The 20275-nt window shown below is 39.0% G+C and carries 19 protein-coding genes; 2 read left to right on the top strand and 17 right to left on the bottom strand.

The window, feature by feature from the left end; genetic code table 11:
• Positions 1 to 9: 9 nt before the first annotated feature.
• From BLO53_RS07940 to BLO53_RS07915, 6 genes are read right to left on the bottom strand one after another with little or no spacing between them, the layout of a single operon-like run.
• The gene (locus BLO53_RS07940; RefSeq protein ID WP_092060324.1) at positions 10 to 1041 is read right to left on the bottom strand and encodes a glycosyltransferase; all 1032 of its coding nucleotides are present in this window, start codon (positions 1039 to 1041) and stop codon (positions 10 to 12) included.
• Positions 1038 to 2063: a UDP-2,4-diacetamido-2,4,6-trideoxy-beta-L-altropyranose hydrolase gene (gene pseG / locus BLO53_RS07935; RefSeq protein WP_092060322.1), complete on the bottom strand. Its 1026-nt coding sequence runs from the start codon at positions 2061 to 2063 to the stop codon at positions 1038 to 1040. Before pseG ends, BLO53_RS07940 begins: the two co-directional genes overlap by 4 nt.
• A complete protein-coding gene (locus BLO53_RS07930; protein ID WP_176757209.1) occupies positions 2060 to 2644 on the bottom strand; it encodes a formyltransferase family protein in 585 nt (194 codons plus the stop codon). The genes pseG and BLO53_RS07930 overlap by 4 nt, the downstream gene beginning before the upstream one ends.
• 18 nt (positions 2645 to 2662) lie before the next feature.
• Complete coding sequence (gene pseI / locus BLO53_RS07925; RefSeq protein WP_092060318.1) at positions 2663 to 3697, bottom strand: pseudaminic acid synthase; 1035 nt, start codon at positions 3695 to 3697, stop codon at positions 2663 to 2665.
• Between the two features lie 2 nt (positions 3698 to 3699).
• Positions 3700 to 4392, bottom strand: a complete 693-nt coding sequence (gene pseF, locus BLO53_RS07920) for a pseudaminic acid cytidylyltransferase (RefSeq protein ID WP_092060316.1) — start codon at positions 4390 to 4392, stop codon at positions 3700 to 3702.
• A 14-nt stretch (positions 4393 to 4406) separates the two neighbouring features.
• Positions 4407 to 5543 (bottom strand): glycosyltransferase family 52, encoded by a 1137-nt coding sequence (locus tag BLO53_RS07915; protein ID WP_092060314.1) that lies wholly within the window; start codon positions 5541 to 5543, stop codon positions 4407 to 4409.
• Positions 5544 to 5623: 80 nt separating this feature from the next.
• On the opposite strand from BLO53_RS07915, the gene BLO53_RS07910 reads away from it, so the two are divergent.
• Positions 5624 to 6769 (top strand): N-acetyl sugar amidotransferase, encoded by a 1146-nt coding sequence (locus BLO53_RS07910; protein ID WP_092060312.1) that lies wholly within the window; start codon positions 5624 to 5626, stop codon positions 6767 to 6769.
• Positions 6766 to 8520 carry a DUF6044 family protein gene (locus BLO53_RS07905; protein WP_092060310.1) on the top strand — a complete coding sequence of 585 codons (1755 nt, stop codon included), beginning with the start codon at positions 6766 to 6768 and terminating at the stop codon, positions 8518 to 8520. The genes BLO53_RS07910 and BLO53_RS07905 overlap by 4 nt, the downstream gene beginning before the upstream one ends.
• 143 nt (positions 8521 to 8663) lie before the next feature.
• Here BLO53_RS07905 and BLO53_RS07900 read toward each other — a convergent pair whose 3' ends face one another.
• From BLO53_RS07900 to BLO53_RS07850, 11 genes are read right to left on the bottom strand one after another with little or no spacing between them, the layout of a single operon-like run.
• Positions 8664 to 9239 carry a chromate transporter gene (locus tag BLO53_RS07900; protein ID WP_092060308.1) on the bottom strand — a complete coding sequence of 192 codons (576 nt, stop codon included), beginning with the start codon at positions 9237 to 9239 and terminating at the stop codon, positions 8664 to 8666.
• Positions 9236 to 9805, bottom strand: coding sequence for a chromate transporter (locus tag BLO53_RS07895; RefSeq protein ID WP_330388843.1), 570 nt, complete (start codon positions 9803 to 9805; stop codon positions 9236 to 9238). Before BLO53_RS07895 ends, BLO53_RS07900 begins: the two co-directional genes overlap by 4 nt.
• 37 nt (positions 9806 to 9842) lie before the next feature.
• On the bottom strand, positions 9843 to 11453 hold the full coding sequence (locus BLO53_RS07890; RefSeq protein ID WP_092060304.1) for a hypothetical protein: 1611 nt from the start codon (positions 11451 to 11453) through the stop codon (positions 9843 to 9845).
• Positions 11454 to 11464: 11 nt separating this feature from the next.
• The gene (locus BLO53_RS07885) at positions 11465 to 12472 is read right to left on the bottom strand and encodes a glycosyltransferase family 2 protein (RefSeq protein WP_092060302.1); all 1008 of its coding nucleotides are present in this window, start codon (positions 12470 to 12472) and stop codon (positions 11465 to 11467) included.
• Positions 12465 to 13688 (bottom strand): hypothetical protein, encoded by a 1224-nt coding sequence (locus BLO53_RS07880; RefSeq protein ID WP_092060300.1) that lies wholly within the window; start codon positions 13686 to 13688, stop codon positions 12465 to 12467. The genes BLO53_RS07885 and BLO53_RS07880 overlap by 8 nt, the downstream gene beginning before the upstream one ends.
• A gap of 5 nt (positions 13689 to 13693) precedes the next feature.
• A complete protein-coding gene (locus tag BLO53_RS07875) occupies positions 13694 to 14905 on the bottom strand; it encodes a glycosyltransferase family 4 protein (RefSeq protein ID WP_242875340.1) in 1212 nt (403 codons plus the stop codon).
• Positions 14906 to 14910: 5 nt separating this feature from the next.
• Positions 14911 to 16200: a glycosyltransferase family 4 protein gene (locus BLO53_RS07870; protein ID WP_092060298.1), complete on the bottom strand. Its 1290-nt coding sequence runs from the start codon at positions 16198 to 16200 to the stop codon at positions 14911 to 14913.
• Positions 16201 to 16202: 2 nt separating this feature from the next.
• Complete coding sequence (locus BLO53_RS07865; protein ID WP_092060296.1) at positions 16203 to 17141, bottom strand: glycosyltransferase; 939 nt, start codon at positions 17139 to 17141, stop codon at positions 16203 to 16205.
• Positions 17142 to 17155: 14 nt separating this feature from the next.
• Positions 17156 to 18286, bottom strand: coding sequence for an EpsG family protein (locus tag BLO53_RS07860; protein WP_092060294.1), 1131 nt, complete (start codon positions 18284 to 18286; stop codon positions 17156 to 17158).
• A complete protein-coding gene (locus BLO53_RS07855) occupies positions 18283 to 19110 on the bottom strand; it encodes a glycosyltransferase (protein ID WP_242875339.1) in 828 nt (275 codons plus the stop codon). The genes BLO53_RS07860 and BLO53_RS07855 overlap by 4 nt, the downstream gene beginning before the upstream one ends.
• An 11-nt stretch (positions 19111 to 19121) precedes the next feature.
• Positions 19122 to 20258 (bottom strand): hypothetical protein, encoded by a 1137-nt coding sequence (locus BLO53_RS07850; protein ID WP_092060290.1) that lies wholly within the window; start codon positions 20256 to 20258, stop codon positions 19122 to 19124.
• Positions 20259 to 20275 lie beyond the last annotated feature (17 nt).

Below are 20275 nucleotides of genomic sequence, written 5' to 3'. Positions count from 1 at the left end.
ACAAAACTATTATTTACTAAGCAATCTTCTAAATTTCCTGTATGTCCAAAGAAGCTTATAATACGCATAGAATCTAAGTGGTGAATTGCATAGCATTTTGATCAGTTTCTTTTCCTCAGGATTAACCCTATCCTTATAATATCTATTTATCTCAAACTCAGGGTAAGTATTCAAAAGCTCATTCGTAAGCCCTTTAACAAATGACAGTTTTGTAGGTCTTACACAGGGCATGTAGGTAAATAGAGTATTTACGAAAAAAAGTTGTATAAACATAAACTCTATTTCGTCTTTAAACTCTTCATAAAAACCAAGCCTTTTTGCTTCACTTAGGATAATTCTTCCTGCTTCCATTCTATCAAGACATTTTCTCTCAGAAAAGGAATGCACTGTAGAAGCATCGTGCTGATAATAATAGTACCACGGCTCAGATATATGCTCATAATGCTGAGCAGTCAGCAAAAAAGAGTTGCTCATGGCATTATCTTCATAGAAAATATTTTCCGGAAAATGAATATCGTTCCTTTGAAGTGTATCTCTTTTGTATATCTTTGTAACCAGTCGGCCCCCATCCAGAATAAGGCGCTTTTTCTTATCATGATCCAAAATACCGCTCTGGCTTGCGTCTCCATTTTTTTCAATAATATCAGACACTTCCATTGTGTGACTATCAACCATAGTAAGATCGCATCCCACCATATCAGCACCGGTTTCCTCTGCTCTACTGATCATCCTGTTGTACATATCCGGATGTATCCAGTCATCAGCATCAATAAAGCCAATCCATTCTCCGCGCGCCGCCTGCATTCCGATATTTTTAGCTCCGCCCTGATGCTTATTGACTTCGCTATGGATTACTCTTATTTTATCAGGATATTTTTTTTCATATTCTTTTAAAATTTCAAGTGAATTATCTGTTGAACAGTCATCTACTGTTATTATCTCATAATCGTTCAGCTTCTGTCCTAAAAGACTATTCAGACAGTAAGTTAGTTTTTCATCTCCTGCCATGTTAAAAACAGGAACAATTATACTAAGCTTCATAATTTATAATCTCTCACTATCTTCTCAACCAGGCGTTTTGCCCCCAAGCCATCAACAAGCTTTTTTAGACCAAGTGATGCTTCTTTCCTTTTTTCCTTACTACTATAAAAATTGATGTGTCTCTCTATAGCCTCTATTACGCTGCCATTTCTCATATCTCCAGCATATTTCATAAGTCTGTCTTTTTCAAACTGATACACATTATCCAGCTGATTGTCTGTAAAAGAATAGGTTATCGTCGGAGTTCCGCAGGCACTTAATTCATAAAGCGTAGTTCCTCCCGCTGAAATCGCAAGATCAGCTCCTTGCATTAACTCAAGCATGTTGTCGACAGATTTGTAAATCTTAACATGTTCATCCTCAGAATAAGTTCTCTCAAGCTCATCGTAATCTGTATTATACTGTCCACATATTGCAATGATCTTAAAGTCAAAATCTGCACTTAAGCTTTGAACAAATGTCTTTAGAGCATGATTTTGGTCTCCTCCACCGGATAAAAGCAGGACTGATTCAATGTTTTCTTTTATTTTCTTAGGCTCTATCTTTTCGAATTCTTTCCTCAAAGGTACATAGTCGCATCCCAAATAGAAATTGACCTTTGAATCCACAAATCTTTTCGGATAATCAAACTTGTCATAGTAATTTGCGTAACAGACAACCCCCGACACAGGGTATTCAAAGCTACCAAGATCGTCTATATAAATAACATTTGTAATCTCTGATATTTTACTGAAATATTCATCAGATGCATAATAACTATCTACCACTAGAACTTTTATGTCATTATTTATTATGACCTCTTTTAGTTTATCTGATTCAGAATAAAGGTCATCCCATTTAGAATCAAGTATGATAGACCGATAGCCTCTCTCTTCAACCCTTCTCTTGCCGGTATCATCAGCAAGAATAAAGACCGGGGTGATGCCAAGATTTCTTGCTGCATCAGCTATGGAAAGGCATCTCATTATATGACCAGTAGCTACTACATCATTGGTATCAACTCTGAAATATAGCTCTCTCATGCCTGTTCCCTCAAAATTTTCCTGAACTCCGCAATTGTGATGTCAAAGGATGTAATAAGCTCCTTTATCCTTGCTCCATCCTTAACAGAGTGGTAGCTTCCTTTACCCTCAGGTGTTTTCCGCATGGCTGGCCACTTATCATAATATTCAAAAGCTTTTTTAAAGAGGTCTTTGGCTGCCTTATCCAGATTGTTATAAGTTGAAGCAAGCGTCTCTTCATCAGACAGATCAGATATCATCTCCTGAGCTATGATACTGCCTTTGTCAAGTCCAGTATTTATGTAATGAAGAGTCGTACCTCTCGGCGTATTATCAACTATACTCCACATATTAGGATCTGCACCTCTATTAAAGGGGAGAAAAGAATTGTGGATATTCACTACATTTTCTTTTAGCGCCAAAATAAAATTTTCTGGCAGGATATATCTATATGTATAGCTTACAGCCAGGTCAAAAGCCTGTTCTTGTATAAATTCTTCTGTTAATTTATCACTCCAGAGAACAGTTTCATGGCCAAGATTTCTAATATAGTCAAAAAGTTCAATAGCACAGTCATTATTATATAAACACAGAATTTTCACGATAAGACTCCCATCTATTTAATCCTTATAATGCTCAAACTTGATTGGAGTGCCCCTTGGTATATCGCATTTTGCTCTGGAACCTATTACTTCACCAAGATACTTAGGTTTTATTCCGTATCCGGGCCTTATTACTCTGAGATCTTCTTCTTGTATCTCGTCTCCAGCCTTGATATCTCTTACAGCTATAATGCTTCTTCTAAAAACAGTTGAAGCTTTTTCACCATCAGTAAGGTCATAATTTGGCCCTTGCGCTATAAGACATGCATTGCGCACATCACTCACCATCTTGGCAAAATCTTTGACTGGCATGCTGAATTTACTATCAGCACTTTCAACACCTTCAAGCATAATATGTTTTTCAACAACCACTGCTCCGAGTGTTACTCCAACGACAGCTCCTAGACTTCCCTCGCTGTGATCTGAAAGTCCCACCGGAAGGCCAAATCTCTTTTTCATGTCCTGAATATTTCCAAGGTGCATATCTGCCCATGGTGCAGGATACTCGCTGCAACACTTGAGCAATATAATCTTGTCATTGCCTACACTATGGCATGCATCTATAGCATCCTGGATATCCTCAAGACTCCCCATTCCAGTTGAAATAATCATGGGTTTTCCCTTTGAAGCAGCGTACTTTATAAGTGGAATATCAATAAGCTCAAAGCTTGCTATCTTGTAAGCTTCTGCTCCAAGTTCCTCCAAAAAATCTACCCCGGCATTGTCAAAAGGGGTAGACAAAAAGTCGATACCGCATTTATCACATTCTTCCTTTATGCGCTTTTGCCACTCATAGGGAGTTCCGGCATCCTGATACAAGTCATATAACTTGTATCCATCCCAAAGACCGCCCTTTACCTTAAAGTACTCATTGTCACAATCTATTGTCAGGCTATCTGCAGTATAGGTCTGAATTTTGAGACAGTCCGCCCCTGCTTGGGCCGCTTCATTGACTATCTTTAAAGCATTGTCCAGACTTCCGCCATGATTAGCGCTCATCTCTGCTATAATATATACTTCTCCACTATTTATCTTGTCATAAATCCTAAACATCCTTATTCTCCCTGATGCAAAACTGTATATTTAACTTCCGCAATCTTCCAGTCAGACATAGTATCAATATCCTGAACCTCTTCCTCAGGAATCTCGTAAGGAATAGTGTTAGGTACTATCAGTGAATGATACTGATAAAGAGCCTTTTTCTTAAGAATATAGAATTGTCCACAATCATGATATATCTTCTCAAGATCCTGACTTCTCGCTCTCTCATACTCAGGATATTGATAACAAACTTTTTCATTCCTTATTACAAAAGCTCTCTGGGGAGGGAAACCAAACTTAACCACAGAAACAAGTGCATCAGCCCCGCTTTCCTGCATCTTTTTCATGGCATCAGATAATTTTTCCCCTGTTACAAAAGGAGCTGTAGGATAAATACAAGCAAGAGTATCAAAGTCCTTGCCTATCTTTTCATATTCACTTATCACTTCTTCCAGAACATCCGCCGTAGTTGAAACATCATTACTGTTAGCTTCAGACCTCATGAATGGAACCACAGCACCATACTCTCTTGCAATATCCGCTATCTCCTGGCTATCAGTTGATACCATTACTTCATCGAATGCTCCGCTTTTAAGTGCAGCTTCTATGCTATAGGCCAGAATTGGCTTACCACAAAATTCTTTTATATTCTTCTTAGGTATTCTTTTGCTGCCTCCGCGGGCAGTAATAATAGCTACGCTAGACATTTGTCCATCTCCTGTTATTTGTCTAAAAGTTCTGTCTTTCTGTGGATAGAAGGATCCTCATATTTATCAAGGAAATCCAGACCCAAATAAACTATTTCCTTGGCATAATATGTGTTATCCATCTGAGTAATAACAGAAATCATCTTGTCAACTTCAAATCCCTTGATATCTCCCAAAACCTCCATAGGAAACCTGTCCTTGATAACTACGACATCAGGAAAGGCCTTTTCATAGTCAAGAAGATCTCTTGGATGAGGTTTGATTATGATACGATGATCCTTCTCATACTCTTTTATGATATCACCAAATAGTTTTTCCCTTACATCAAGCTCACATAAAGGCTCTGTAAGTATCATGGCATTGGGCTTTTTGTCCTTATTATCAGATTCTGTTCCAAGAAGCTGTGCTAGCACTCTGTCGGGATTCTCCAAAAAAATATCAACAAGTATTTTATGATCTTCCTCTGTAAGTTTGCTATCAAGCTCTTTTCTTGGGATCTCTACAACATTATCCGGAACACTATGGTTGGCACTGATATCATTAACTTCATAGTCGAGGCAATACTTGCTATACCCACTTTCGATGAATATAAGACCAAGTTTAGCCATAGCCTTTTTCAAAGGCCAGGCTCCCTTATTGGCATTTCTAGCCTGATCATCAAGTCGTCCTGAATTAAGCCCATCTTCCACAGCGTGATAATAGATTTTCTTGTAATTTAGATAGTATCCAATTGGATCTGAGTCACAGAACACATAGACATCATCATATTTTGAAATATCTGTTGGTATGTAATCTTCCTGAAGCTTACCAAGCATCTTAGTATACTTAATTCTCTGCAACAAATTAAGGATGATATTTCCCCTATCCTGATGATATTTCATCACTTCATCTGAGGTAACATCTTCCTTTTCATCGAACATGTAAACATTATCAAAGACTCCAGATCTTACAAGTCTCCCTTCAAGGCTCTCAAAATTGTTGGACATAGTGCTCAGTATTATATCGGCACTGCCCCCAATCTGTTGTCTTCCTACTAGTTCTTTTACAGTTGCTATATAAGCATGATAATACGTGTGGCAGATATACACTCGTCTGCCTGATCTAACCTTTTTCATGCCATTTATTATATAATCAATCCCTTGCCTTGTCATCCTCTACTTGCCTTACCTTATTTATAAGTAGTATAATTTCTTGGATTTATAAATTGTAAGTGTAAAAGGAGATTACGCACATGAAAATGCGTTATTGCAAACGTTGCCTGCAGCCAGACACAAGACCAGGCATCATTTTTGACGATGAGCAGGTTTGCTTTGCCTGCCGTTATGAAGAGTCTAAGGCAACTATAGATTGGGAAGCGCGCCACGCTGAACTTCAGGCTTTTGCTGATGAGGCCAAGGCCGAGGCTAAAAAGCGCGGAAATACCTACGATTGTATCATTGGAGTATCAGGTGGTAAGGATTCCACATTCCAGGCTGTATATGCTAAAGAGAAGCTGGGACTTAATCCACTTCTTATTAACTGTATGCCTGATGAAATTACAGAAGTCGGACGCAAGAATATAGAGAACCTTAATAATCTGGGATTTGATATTATTTCCATCAGACCAAACCCCATAGTTGCCAAGAAGCTGGCCAGAAAGTCTTTCTTTGAAAGAGGAAATATCATCGCTGCATCTGAGTATTGTCTCTGGGCTTCAGCTTATATTATGGCTGTTAAGTTCAATATCCCACTTATTATCCAGGGAGAAAATGCCGCTCTTACACTTGGCGCTGCCAAGAACCAGGAAGCTTCTGGAAATGCATTTTCTGTCATGCAGCTTGAAACAATCCGCGGAGCAAGTGTAGACAGCTTTGTTGATCTTTCAAATAATATCACTGAAAAAGACCTCTTCCTGTATAAGATACCTACTGTCGAAGAGATGCAGGCCAAAGGCATCAAGGCTATCTTCCTTCAGTACTATGTAAGAGAATGGTCTCAGGTTGGTAATGCAGACTTTGCAGTTGCCAGAGGCTTATTAGGAAGAGATGGAGATCTTCACGATCACGGACGCTATAGAAGATATGCAGCCCTTGACTGTGATCTTCAGATTCCAAACCAGATGATCAAATACCTTAAATTTGGCTTTGGATTTGCTACAGACGAGATTTGTTATGATATCAGAGAAGGTCGATTCACAAGAGAAGATGGCAAGTGGTATGTAAACGAATATGATGGCAAATGCGGAGATCAATACATCCAGAAAACTTGCGATTATCTTGGAATAACCAAAGAGGAATTCTGGGAAGTTGTTGATAAGTACGTAAACAGAGATCTTTTCGAAAAGAAAGATGGTAAGTGGGTACCTAAGTTTACTGTAGGAGAAGATTACGAATCATGATAAAGACAAATACTATAAAAAAGTATTGGTATCTATATCTGACAGGAGCACTGCTGGCATTACAGGCCGCAGTGTTTCTTGTGTTTAGAGGAGAAAGCTATTTCCAGATCCACGACAACTTAGATTTGTTCATGGCTCACTACGAAATGCTGAAAAAAGCCGGTCTGTGGTTTTCTCAGGGACAAAACGCTCCTATCCTTCACGGAGTTCCAAGAGATTTATTTGGAAGTGAGTTTCTGATATACAATCTCTTTTATATCCTGCTTCCTGGGGTCTGGGCTTATCTTGCTGGCTACGCCGCAAAGATAGCAGTTGGTATTATTTCTTTCAGGCTCCTTGCCAAGGATGTGTATAAAGACAGATATGAACAGTACAAACCTATCATCGTTGTTATTTCTGTTGCATTTGGCCTTATACCTGTTTTCCCAACTTATGGTATTGCCTTTACTTCAGTTCCGCTTATAGTGCTCTTCCTCAGAAAACTTTATTTTGCTGACAGTTTTAAGAAAAGACTCCCTTTCTATATCGGGGTATTTTTATATCCGTTGTTATCATACTTTTCCTACCATGGTTTCTTTATCCTGTCATATATGGTAGTAGCTGTTATTATTCTTTGGATAAAAGACAAGCGTTTTCCAAAGAGTACATTTGCTTCAATAGTAATTCTCTCTCTTGGCTATATTCTGTTTGAATACAGGCTCTTTAAAGAGATGCTTCTGTCAGATACTGTAACTATCAGAACCACCATGGAACATGGTGAGATAAGCTTTGGTCAGGCCATGGCCACTGCATTTAGCGAGTTTGTTAATGCTTCCTTCCACTCAGAAGATTCTCATACATATGTGATTCTTGGTGTTGTTTTAATAGCGGTAGTTATTATTAATATCGGATACATTAAGAGAAAAGAATCAAAGCTTATCCTCAAAGACTCCATTAACCTGGTGCTTCTCTGGATGATATTCAATGTTCTAATCTTTGGTCTGTATCAGTATGCGCCATTCAGACATTTGTTTGAAACATTGGTACCACCTCTTACAGGCTTTGAGTTTGCCAGAACAGCTTTCTTCAATACATTTTTGTGGTATGCAGAGCTTTTACTTGTCTGTGTCAGAATGTATGATCATGCTGGCAAAAACCTCAAGCCACTAGCAAATGTTATCGTAACTCTTGCTGTTTTAGTTGTAATGTTTGTGCCTCAGGTGTATAACGACTTCTATTACACCTGTTATAATCAGGCCTTCAAGATCATCAAACACAGGGATACAACCTATGTTAACTATAATGAGTTCTATTCAACCAAGCTTTTTGATAAAATAATCGATGATATTGATTACAACGGAGAATGGTCTGTTGCTTACGGAATGCATCCCGCTGTACTTAACTACAACGGTATAGCTTCTGTGGATGGTTATCTGGGAATGTATTCTCAGGAATACAAGGAGAAGTGGACAAGTATCATTGAGCCTGCTCTGGAAGGATCGCCTTCCCTTAAGTCCTACTTTGAAGGATGGGGCGCTCGAGTTAGTCTTTATTCCGGCTCTGATGAGAATACTTATGCACCGCTTCGTAATCTTGAAGTAACTGACAAGCGGCTTATTGTGAACATGGACGGATTAAAGAGCCTTGATTGCAAGTACATTTTCTCAAGGATTGAGCTTTCCAATGCTTCTGAGCTTGGTCTGTCCCTGATTGGAACATACACCGATGAGTCCAGTCCTTACACTATCTACGTATATGACACAGGAATCTGATTGCATGAACGCCCTCGGTCTGCAATTGAAACTTGCAGGACTGTAAGTAATACTACAATAGAAAATGCCATAGTCCGTGATGCGGGCTATGGCATTTTCTTATTAGATATATTTTTGACCTGTCCTGCTTCAGACAACACTTCTCATACTCCGTAAGCGATAATTCCTGCAATGGCTGATAAGCCAATAAGTGTAATGGCAGAAATACCTTTCTTTACAACTTTCCTTGATCCGAAGTACACAATTACAAATATAAAGCACAATAGTATAGCCCTAGTATCACCATTTAATGATAAGCTCTCCGCTGTACCTGATATAACCGTGCTCTGAAGGATCATATTAACTCCCATAGCCAGGATGATTCCCATAATGCAAGGCTTTAATCCGTTTAAAACCGCCTGAACGTAAGGGTTACCCATTAAGTTTTTCATAACAACCAGTACCAAAACGATAATGATAAACGCAGGAAGAACAACTGTAAAAGTTGCTATCACCGCTCCAGGCAAACCTGCCATGGTACTTCCTATATAAGTTGCCATATTGACCATAAGAGGCCCTGGGGTACTCTCACTGACTGCTATCATGTAAGAGAGCTTTTCATCATCTATCCAACCATAATAAAGTACCACATCCCTGATAAGTGGTATCGCTGCATAGGCTCCACCAAAAGAAAAAAGGCCTACCTTTAAAAATCCAAGAAAAAGGTCAATGTAAATCATCTGGCACAATCTCCCTTCTTTTTAATTTTCGCAAGGGCATATACTAAAAGCCCGCACGCACCAGCAATCAGCATTAGTGTTATGGATGAAATCTTAACGGCAAAAAGGTTAACAACCATCATTATAATAAATGCTGTAATGAGCACCACTACCTGAAAAGGTTTTTTTTGCATTTTTCTGATGAGCTTAAGTGCTGCATCAAGTATCAACACTCCAACAGCTATCTTTATTCCTTTAAAAGCGCTGGCTATCCAAGTAATTTCCAGAAAACTGTCAAGAAACAATGATATAAGATAGATGATGACAAAGGATGGCAGTACAACTCCAATAGTAGCCGCAATTGCACCTTTTAGCCCACTCTTTTTATATCCAACATAGGTAGCACAGTTGATAGCAACAGGACCTGGTGTTGATTCAGCTATCACTGTAATATCCATCATCTCTTCGTCAGTTATCCACTTTTTCCTCTCAACACAAGCATCCTGAATGAGGGATATCATGGCATATCCACCGCCAAAGGTAAAAAGGCCAATTTTAAAAAAGGTAAAAAACAAATCAATAAGCAAAACTATTCTTCCTCACAATATCTTTTTCCACAAAAGGTCAATATATCTCATAAGTTTTCCACATATCCTCAGAAAATAACTGACTAATGTTAGTAAGCTCTACGCTGTCCATAAGATTGTTAATCGCTTCTTCCTGATAATCATCATCTGCTACATATAAAGTGATCCTTGTTGCATCTACGATTTCTGGTTCAGTCAGTTTGTCAAGATTTTCCTCATCCATATAGAACACTTTCCTGTACTCTAGAAGTTCATCAGTAAGTCTCCATACATTATGCGGAGTAGCAGGATTAAACATAACTACCGCAACACCTTCACTATTTTGAGTAGCGTATTCTATTTTTTCTGTATCTTCCCTATATAGGAACAGTACTCTATCGTTGATATTTATTCCTTTGATCAATAAGAAAACCACCGCAGCAAAAACAATTGTTATTGTATAGCTCCTGATTTTTCTGATATTTTTAGTGTCTGTCTTTAAATTAAAAACAAGGTTAAAAGATGCAAACACTATAATTATGATCAATCCATACGCTGGCATCTCATATCTGTTCGAAGCACTTCCAACCAAAAGAGCTGCTTTAGCTGTAAGAAGAAAATATCCTATCGTCCCAAGGGTAAGAATGATATATTCCGGCCCGAAAGAATCTTTTTGGCTGATCTGTCTGCTTCCATCACTTTTCTGTATCACTTTTTTAGAAATATAAGACGCAATAACCATCACCAGTAACAAGATCACTATCAGGTAAAAGAATCCGCCAAAAACAAAGTCATTGAGAAGATCTGTAAAGAAAGATAGTCTCATAAATGTGTTTCCCAGATCAAAGATACTTCCCGCCGCTTCACTTCCTCTATAGCCTCCAAAGAGGTGACGCACGCTTGCCGGATAACTAATTACCGCCAGCAAAAGAGAAACAGCGCAGGAAGAGACATATAGTATTCCTCTTTTTAGATTCTTTTTCCAGAATACAACATAAGCGCTATAGGAAACGCCTATAGCCACAAAGAAAAACAGGTAAAAATACTGTGTCAGAAATCCGAAATATGAAACAATCATTATTGGAAGCATATGTCCAATAAAGAATTTTCTCTCTGAATTCTCTTTTTCTTCCTCCTGCACCATTCTCACATGAAGATAAGCGCACAGAGCAACAAAAAGTGATAACCAGGCATACATCCTGATCAGCATATTACAAGATATAATCTGAGGATTTACTCCATAAAACAAAAGAGCTGCAGCTTGCATCCCAACTGAAACCCTAAGTCTTTCAAGGATCAGATATAAAATCCAGAAACAAAGGGCAAAAGCCAAAAGATTTGTTATGATTCCGGTCCATTTTGTAAAAACACCAGGAACAATAGAACAAGCCGTATGAAATATATAGTAGTAAAAAGGTGGATGAACATCCCATGACTGAACCAGCCGTACCAGCCCAAACCTGAATCCCTCACCTGGTTTTACAACAAATTCATCGAGAATAGTCTGCCTATCCTGCCACTGTCTGTCTGGCTGGTAAAGCCCCATTGTTCTATTAGAAGAAAAATAGGTATAATACTCATCTTCGTGAAATCCGGCTTTTTGAAAGCCAAAGTAAACATTTACTATTATAGAAAACACGAAAATCAATATTATACCTATTCGTTTCATTTATAAACCCTCTATAAGCCGCGAATTCTGGCGTGAAGCATTCTGATTCCCCTTGGGTTTACTGCAAGGATCATAAGATATGCCTTCTGCTTGCCAGTAAGATAATCATTTGCAAATATCTCCCCTAGATTTCCTCTGATAAATCTGACAACAGCTCTGTAAAAAGAATTGTCTTTTGTCATTTTGGAAATCGGTATATGAAGAAGGTAGTCCAGTCTCTGGACAAATCCAAACCTAAGTGCTATATCAGTAAGCTCAGGATGATTTCTTTTTACCAGTTCAAGTACAACATCGCTATTTCTTACTATATCTGTAAATACTGATGGGAAATAATCCTTATCCTCAGCCTTTTTGCGAGAATTACTGCCAGTTCTATAAAACACATGATAATACTGCTGCGGAAGAATCACGACTTTATTAACCTTCTCCAGCATATGGATCATCAGATAAAAGTCTTCGTTAAGCTCTCCCTCAGGAAAAAGCATATCTTTTCCGAAGAATTCTCTTTTTACAAGTTTGGTGCAAAAAGATGCATCTCCTATATGCATGAGCAGCGTCCTAAGATGCTCAGATGGAGTAATCGTGGTAATCTCAGAAGGAGGGATAACAACATCTGGAAGGAAACTTCCATCCTCTGCAATCTCATTTCTTGAAATCTGCACCATATCTGCATCATATTCAAGGCTTGCCTTCATCATAGTGCTGTACATGTGCTCATCAACAAAGTCATCGCTATCCACGAAACCAATATAATCACCTGTTGCTCTGCTGATGCCAAGATTTCTGGCACTACTGGATCCACCGTTTTTCTTGTGAAATACCTTTACGTTTCCATAGCGCCCAGCCAGATCATCAGCCACTTTTCCAGTTTCATCAGTTGAGCCATCATCTACAACAATAATTTCAAAAAGATCTGCCGGATAATCCTGCGCAACTAGAGACTCCACGCACTTGGGCAAAAGGTCTTCTATGTTATAAGCCGGCACTATTACTGAAATCTTGTCCTTAAAGTCAGGCATCTGCTTCCTCCGAAATCTGCATCTGCTGATACAGGTCATAGCCAACTGTAAGAATAATAACAAGCATAGCTACCGTCAATGGCCATAACATTGTAACTGTAGAGCCAAATAAATATCTTGTATATGTGATCATGGATATCACCTGCAAAAATGCACAGATTGGAAGCCTCTTATAGCTATAAAGTGCATAAACAACAGCCAGCATTTCTGGCATATAGCCATATCTCTCATGCATTACAGGCAAGCAGAAGCAGCAAAGTTCTGCAGTAAAAATAACAAGTGTGATTATAAATTTATCCGTAATCTTAAACTTCTTGTGATAAATATATGAAGCCAACATTCCAAAAATAATAACTGTGGCCAACACTCCAGCTCTTATTACAAGCTGCCTTGTTCCCTTCTTAAGATCAGAAGTGATAATAGTGTAAATGCTAGGGTAATTCATAGTAAGTCTTGAGAACATAGAAACCTGATTGCCATATATTCCAAGAAGATCTCCCCAGCTTCTGCCAGCAATAGCTGCAGGAATCATCGCAAGTACGTGAAAAACTGGTATAGCAAGGATATATCTGATCTTTATCCTATTCTTTAGCCACATGATTATTATGAAAGGCATAAAGAAGATTGCCTGCTGCTTGAAACTGTATGAAATAGCAAGGTACATAAATGCCCTGAAATCATTGCCTCTTATTATATGCAAAAGAGCAAGCAGTATAAAGGCAGTATAAATCGAATCATTCTGAGCCCAGGCAGCACTATTTAATACGACTGTAGGCAGGAAAAGAACTCCATAATAAGAAAGCATTGTCTTTTGCATATTTCCGCCTGTTACCTGGAAAGTAATGCGGGCCAGATTCACTGCACATACAAAGTCAAATAATACTGATAAACTCTTTACCAGATACATATCCTCAACATGTCCGCCAATGTAATGAAGTATCACTATCAAATACTGAAACATACAGTTATAGTCAAATGTACTGGCAGCTGTCACGCCGGGCTGAATTCCGAGATAGGCAAATCCTCCAGCCTCGTGGCACTCTCTCATCCAGTCGGCAAAGGCTGTTACATAATCGCCAGACTTAATATCATACAAAGAGAAGCGAAAAAGAAGCCCCATAGCTGTAAGCACCATGGCGCACAGTATATCAAAACACTTTAGCTTCACCTTTCCAAACTTAAATTCCACTTCAAAAATCTTGTCAATCATTCTCATAAAGCTTATTCCAATCTATTCTTTTCCTGCAGAGTTCTGAAAAATCCAGGAGGTGTCAATATGGGTGCTATACTCATAGGTCCCTCAGGGCTTGGCTGCGGCTCTTTCCCATCAAGGTACTCTCTTGCAAACCTCACAAACTCCCTGGCTCCGCTTTCTGCATTCCATCTTGAGCAAATAGTATCTTTTGCCCTATTACCAAACTCTCGAATTTTATCTCTATTTTCAAATAAATACAATACCTTGTCAAAAAAGCGCTCAAAACTGCCGCTATTGTAGGTAAGACCATTTATCTCATCCATAATCAGAAATGGCACAGCTCCTGCTTCGAAAGAAGCAACTACTGCGCAGCCGCTCTGCATAGCCTCATTCACTACTGCTCCCCAGCCCTCGAGATAATTACTCGTAAAGAGAAATACATCTGCCTTTTCCATGTAACTTACCACTTCAACTGGCTTCATGGCACCTCTTAAAGAAACTAGACCGCCAAGAGCATATCTGTCTATAAGGCCACTAAGCTCTTCTCTCTTATCTCCATCTCCAATTATGTCCATGTGAAAAGAGTAATTTTTGTCCCTTAGCCTTCTTGCCGCCTCTATTGCAAATTCCGGGTGCTTTAGATCTATCAGTCTTCCAGCCCAGCAGATATTTATAGTGTCTAATGGCCCTATGATCTCAGATTTGGTAAAAGAGCTCTCTGCCTGCCTTTGCGGAAAATAGCCCCACTTATACTTTTTCCCAGGGTAGCTGTTTATCAGCTCAAAGTCAGAAGCCACATAAGCTCCTGCACACAAAAGATATACCGGTTTTTTCCTATATTTTATGTGCTCCTGATACTTGCGCATAAGCCCCTTGGGACTTATAAACTTCCATTGTCCCTCCCTATAGATACGCTCGCTTACTCTAAAGGTAAGCTTACCGGAAGAAAGCCTTGTCTTTTCAATATCAGCAATTACCCCATCAGACCATCCCAAAATTGTAACATCACTATCAAGAATCAATTCTCTGGCCTTTTCTTCTTCCTCATAGAACAGTGTTACAAAAGGGTAATCTTTTGTATCAACTCCCCAGCCCATTTCCAGCCTCTTCTGCTCCATAGGGCTTGTCTGGACAAAATGAAATTCCACATTTTCCATGTCGTTCATAGCAAGGCAAAAAGGAAGCTGATGATGATTTATGTAGTTAGAGACAAAAGTAACAACTATCTGTCTTTCCACTGGTTTCATCCTTTATGATCAACTATTTCTCTATATATTTGCATGAGCTTCTGATAATTAGCGTCAGGATCATGGGAAATAAGCGCATGCTTTCTGGCATTATCTCCGTAAACTGCAGAAATCACAGGTTCATCCCACATCTGAATTATGGCATCAGCAAGCTGATCGCTATTTCCGCCTTCAAAAAAGGTACATTCCTTGTTGTTCTGTATCATGCTGGGAATACCACCAACTCTTGCAGCCACAATTGGCATTCCAAGGAGCATTGCTTCCGCCAGTGAATTGGGGGAATTTTCAAGAATAGATGGACATACAAAAATACTACTCTGCAGCATCTTTTCCTTCATTTCCTGCTCGCTAAGCATTCCCACCATAGTTACCTTCTTTTTGAGTTTCCCTGAAGATATAAGGCCTCTTAAATACTTGCCATAGGCACTTGCCCTCAGAAAATAAGGATATTTACTCTGTCCCTTGCCTATGATATTATTGCCAGCCACATACAAATGTGCATCAGGATACTTTTCCAAAATCTTAGGCATAGCCTCCAACATAAAATGAAAGCCCTTGAGAGGATAATCTCCCTGAGACAAAAAGATACTATGTGGAATTGCATTCTTCTCCTGCCACTTGCCTTCATAAAAAGCAGGCCTCATTGTCTCATTCATGGCGAAATATCTGGCGTTCGGATTTATTGCACTAGTCTCTTTCCTGTCAAACTCAGTTCTGCCTGTGATATTTCCAGCCAGAAGAATTGTCTCCTTTTCCCTCTCGCCTCTTATTCTGTACTTTTCCTGCTGCTGCAAAAGAGAGTCCTCTTTGAGCCTGTCTCTAAATGTAGCCGATCTCTGAACTGATTCAGGAAGCATGGCCATATATTCATCAGCAATTCTTCCGCATAATCCTTGTATCCCCAAAAGTACTTTCTTGGAATCATCAAAAGATTTAAGCATTGCAAGCGCATGTGGAAACTCAGTTCCAAAGATATGCACTATATCCGGCTTAAAATCTTCCAGAATCTGGGCAAATCGATTTTCCAAAGCTTCATCATAGTTCTCCGGGTGATTTAAATCCTCTTCAAAGCCGTAGTAAGTAACCCCATCTATAACTTCACTAGATGAGGCAATCTCTCCACAAGCAGGAAAGCATACACCAAGCAAAACCTCTCTCTCTGACTCTCCTGCCTTTGTTATTCTGTTAAAGCAGCCAGACAGCCAGCCTTCTCTTACGGAAAAATTAAGATCATGAGCTCTGGCATAAGCTGGAAGCATAATATTACATAACCAAAGAACCTTCAATATCAATCCTCCTTGCCACCCTTTGCCTTATATACTGCTGTTTTGATGGCGTTATATAAACCTGACGTTATTCTATTATTCGCTAAGAATGTTCTAAATCCAGACAAAGTAACAACCCTAAGGAAATCATACTTCCGTATCTGAGACCTGGTTAGATAATGTTTGATTATCTCACTTCGCTCCTCTTCAGAAAGCTTCTTATTCTGATCTGAGAACCCTCCGCCCTCATAGCTTGAAATAAGAGTCTTTATATAATGAGTTTCTGCCTTATCCTTGTAGTAGCACCTAAGGAACTGCTCATAATCAGCCCTTACCTTATATTTCAGATCAAATGGATTATTGTAGATCAGTCTCTCATCATAAAAACAAGCTTGATGTGAAGGCACATTTCTATAACACGCGTAATCATTTATTGTAGGATTTGAAGCTACAATATGCCCTGTCTGAGCATCAAATATATCGCCATAATAGATTGCAGGAAGCGTAGTACCATTCCTGTGAATTCTCTTTTCTATCTCATCATGCACAGTTCTTAAGACATTCTCATCATAGAACCTGTCGCCACAGTTCAGGAAAAAGACATATGAAGGTTCCTCACCAGCTTTTAAAAGCTTGACCTCCTGAGGATCATCGAGTTCCTCTCTCATAGCTCTCTTTTCCTTGATCTTGCCTTCAAGAAAAGCCGTAGCAATATTCATACCGTGGTAAATGCCATTATCACAGCTCTCTAAAAGAGTTATGACTTTTCCTTCATCTTCGCCGGCAATTCCGATATCGTATGCTATTTTTAATTTATCAATGGATCCATCAGTTGACATTCCGTCCTTTATCAGAATCCTATAGTCAGTAAAGTTCTGCTTTTCTACACTTCTAATAGTTTCAAATAGCTTCTCCCCGGGATTATATGACACTATGATAATTGTAAAAAATGGTTTCTTCATATCTTTATACTCCCTTAATAGTAGCCTCTTTCAGAAAGTGTCAGTGGCAGGTCATGGAACAAGAACGTTTGATATGGTAAAATCCTGACGCCGTCAGCTGAAGCTCCCCTCATATATAGTCCAAAATATAGAATGCAGGCCATGATAACACATGCTATTGCAATTTTTCTTTTCCTGTCATCCTTGATACTCTTTAATAATGCAGGCACAAACAAGATATGTGTAACTGTAAGATAATATCCTATCCTTGATATTATTGGCAAAAAAGATCCAAACACATAAAGAGCAATTGATAGTACATTGCATATATGATAGAACCTGTAAGTTCTGCTCTCCATTACCACATCCCTATAAAGCCACAAAGTAAGTCCTAATACCGCAAGGCATCTTAAAATATTTACAATGCTTGTTCCGCCCTCGAGATAAACTGTGTCTTTGTAGGATGGATAGAGCTGCACTACAATCTTCAGATAAAAATCACTTAGTACAAAGCATGAGCATCCAAGGATAAACAGCGCCACATACATAAATCTGTTCCACTTTATCTGGGCAATCACATATAAGAGCAGAACCACAAGTAGTGATTTGTGGAATAAACTTCCTATCAGGATTATCAGCACAAATCTAGGCCAATCCTTGTTTATAACATATTTTATGGAAAAAAATGCCATGGACAGAGCAAGATAATATCTGACCGTGCTAAGAGACTGGAAATAGTAGCCAAGTAGCATAAACATGGCAAAACTCAAAGTAAACCATCTGCTTTGATCAAGCATTCCCTTCATAAAAAAGAAAATAGTAGCAAAAGCAAATATAGCAAAGATAAGAAGGTAATTCTCAAATCCACACAGATAATAAACAATACAAGCAAGCGCATTAAATCCAATCTCTGTTGGAACATAAGCTCTGCTGTAGGCAAGATGCATAAACTCAACATAATTCAAATAGTCATTACCCACATTAAGTCTTAAAGCTGAAACTGAAAACAGCAGCACAAATATAATAAGACAGCAAATTATATTAACCATCTTTTGTCTACTCATGCCCCTGTAGATCAGTGCACTATGCTCGCTCTTTAGTTCAGTTTTTCTGATAAGTAGTGCTGTCAAAAGCACTACTACAGTAAGTGATAAATAAACTGTCACTGCGTTTTTATCGTCCTTCCGTGCCTTACTCCAGACAACAGTATTCTGTAGCTCTTAAACAATCCGTATTCACTGCACATTTCTGCTCTATTTTTTAGCAAAAATCTAAAGCCCCATACAAAAGCCATTTTCCCATAGAGGAAATGATACAAAACGCCTCTGTCAAAAAAGAATTTCTCAGTATAACCCTTAAACCAGGTGGACTCATTTTGTTGTTCGTGCCCAAGAACTGCTGTGGTTCTGTAAATTGAAAGTCCTGCCTTTAGGCAATCATGCAAAAAGAGACTGTCTTCTCCATTCATATATGGTGCCCCGCCACCAAATAAAAGGGAATACTTGATCCCAGCCTGTATCAGCTTATCTCTTCTGGCACAAATAGCATAGGCTGGATATCTTCCGTAATTCATCCAGGAAATCCTTGCATAATCCTTATTCCAATAAGTTTCTCTTCCAGCCTGAGCTTTAACATTAAACAAAAGAATATCTGCTTCCGGATGAGCATCAAACTCCTCCAGAATTCTCTGACTATAGCCATCATCATAGATGATATCATCATCTGCAAACTGGATTATCTCAGATTCCGCATTAAAAAGGCCTGTGTTTCTAGATAGTCCTACACCTTTTTCACATCTGCGAAGTATCCTGATAGTATTGCCTTTTATGATCTCTTCCTGGTCACTTGGCTCGCTCTCAAACTCTTTTCCTGCATCACCAATTAGCTGGTCCACAATTATGGCATCTGATTCAATATTCATTATGCCCGGCAAATCCAGAGCCTTCTTGTTAACAGCTGACACCAGCATCTGGAGTCTTTTTTTATCCATATTTTTCCCCATTATCTGAGACCGTAATATCTTTTTATAAATTTACTATCCACACGAACCATCAATATACCAATGATAGGACATTCATGTTTTTTGAGCTGAGCAATTACATGTTCTGTCATTGCGCCCTTCCTTACCCCGTAAGGCACGCACAAAATAACGCCGTCGCAGGTCCCTATTTTCCTGTAATTATCAAGAACTGTACCTGGGACAGCCATAGCTGTATATTTTACATTACTAGAAGCCTCTGTTCCTGCAATGATTTCCACAAAAGAAGCAAGATCAGCCAAAGATTTTTTATCATCTGACAGACTATCTGTAGAAATAACTGTAACTTCAGACATACCCTCTACAGCCTTGCCTGTGGCTGCCACAAGTTCATTTTTAAAGAAATCCACAGGTTTATCGCATAAACATCCAAGAACATTTATTGAATATCTCTTTTCCGCATCCTCTGGAACATAGATTGCATCATCTAAAGCAGCCAGAAGCATAAGAAAAAGAACTGTAGCCACAATTCCAACTACAGCGCCAGATACTGCTGCAACTACGCTTCTGTCAGAATAGGTCACAAGCTTGGCATTCTCAATGCCAAGAAGCTTTATAGAATCAAAGGCTTTATTGTTATCTCCAAAGCTTTCCATGGAATTAACTGAAGCTTTTAGTATTAAATCTGCCATTTCCTTATCCTGGCATTCTACAGTCAGCCTCATAACCCTTACATCTGAAGGAATATCAGCAGTGATTGCATCCAAAAGTTCATCTCTGGTAATAACTTTTGCATCGCCATAGGTGGAAGATGCACCATCGTCCCCTACTACAAAAATCTGATCATTTTCAAGCTCAGAAATTATAGGATTTAAAATATCATCTGTTGGCAAAAGCTCTTTATCCCAGGTGTAAGCATTATAATAATCAACCAGGGTTCCCTTATTCTCGTCATAGGCAAAGCTTATGTAAAGCCTGGCCACAGCTTTGTAGGTCTTGGCTGGTCCAAAAGTCACAGTCACAAGAGTATACAGCCCTGCTGCCAAAAGTGCGCCAACAAGCGCTGCAACCGGAATGATCCAAATCTTCCTAAGTAATCTAAGATAAAAGCTCCTTAGATTTAAACTCTCATCTAAATGTCCCTTACTTCCTCTTTCCATACACTTCTCCCAAAGGC

Origin of the sequence: Butyrivibrio sp. INlla14, assembly GCF_900102515.1 — a bacterium.
Classification (GTDB): domain Bacteria; phylum Bacillota; class Clostridia; order Lachnospirales; family Lachnospiraceae; genus Butyrivibrio.
This window is presented reverse-complemented; position numbering and strand designations above follow the sequence as displayed.

Bases quoted from the DNA above. Each gene is read 5' to 3' on its own strand.
- BLO53_RS07880 (WP_092060300.1), bottom strand. From the start codon at position 13,688: ATGAGAATGATTGACAAGATTTTTGAAGTGGAATTTAAGTTTGGAAAG.
- BLO53_RS07885 (WP_092060302.1), bottom strand. From the start codon at position 12,472: ATGCCTGACTTTAAGGACAAGATTTCAGTAATAGTGCCGGCTTATAAC.
- BLO53_RS07910 (WP_092060312.1), top strand. From the start codon at position 5,624: ATGAAAATGCGTTATTGCAAACGTTGCCTGCAGCCAGACACAAGACCA.
- BLO53_RS07905 (WP_092060310.1), top strand. From the start codon at position 6,766: ATGATAAAGACAAATACTATAAAAAAGTATTGGTATCTATATCTGACA.
- BLO53_RS07890 (WP_092060304.1), bottom strand. From the start codon at position 11,453: ATGAAACGAATAGGTATAATATTGATTTTCGTGTTTTCTATAATAGTA.
- BLO53_RS07940 (WP_092060324.1), bottom strand. From the start codon at position 1,041: ATGAAGCTTAGTATAATTGTTCCTGTTTTTAACATGGCAGGAGATGAA.
- BLO53_RS07865 (WP_092060296.1), bottom strand. From the start codon at position 17,141: ATGAAGAAACCATTTTTTACAATTATCATAGTGTCATATAATCCCGGG.
- pseF (WP_092060316.1), bottom strand. From the start codon at position 4,392: ATGTCTAGCGTAGCTATTATTACTGCCCGCGGAGGCAGCAAAAGAATA.
- BLO53_RS07915 (WP_092060314.1), bottom strand. From the start codon at position 5,543: ATGACAAGGCAAGGGATTGATTATATAATAAATGGCATGAAAAAGGTT.
- BLO53_RS07900 (WP_092060308.1), bottom strand. From the start codon at position 9,239: ATGATTTACATTGACCTTTTTCTTGGATTTTTAAAGGTAGGCCTTTTT.
- pseG (WP_092060322.1), bottom strand. From the start codon at position 2,063: ATGAGAGAGCTATATTTCAGAGTTGATACCAATGATGTAGTAGCTACT.
- BLO53_RS07855 (WP_242875339.1), bottom strand. From the start codon at position 19,110: ATGGATAAAAAAAGACTCCAGATGCTGGTGTCAGCTGTTAACAAGAAG.
- BLO53_RS07850 (WP_092060290.1), bottom strand. From the start codon at position 20,258: ATGGAAAGAGGAAGTAAGGGACATTTAGATGAGAGTTTAAATCTAAGG.
- pseI (WP_092060318.1), bottom strand. From the start codon at position 3,697: ATGTTTAGGATTTATGACAAGATAAATAGTGGAGAAGTATATATTATA.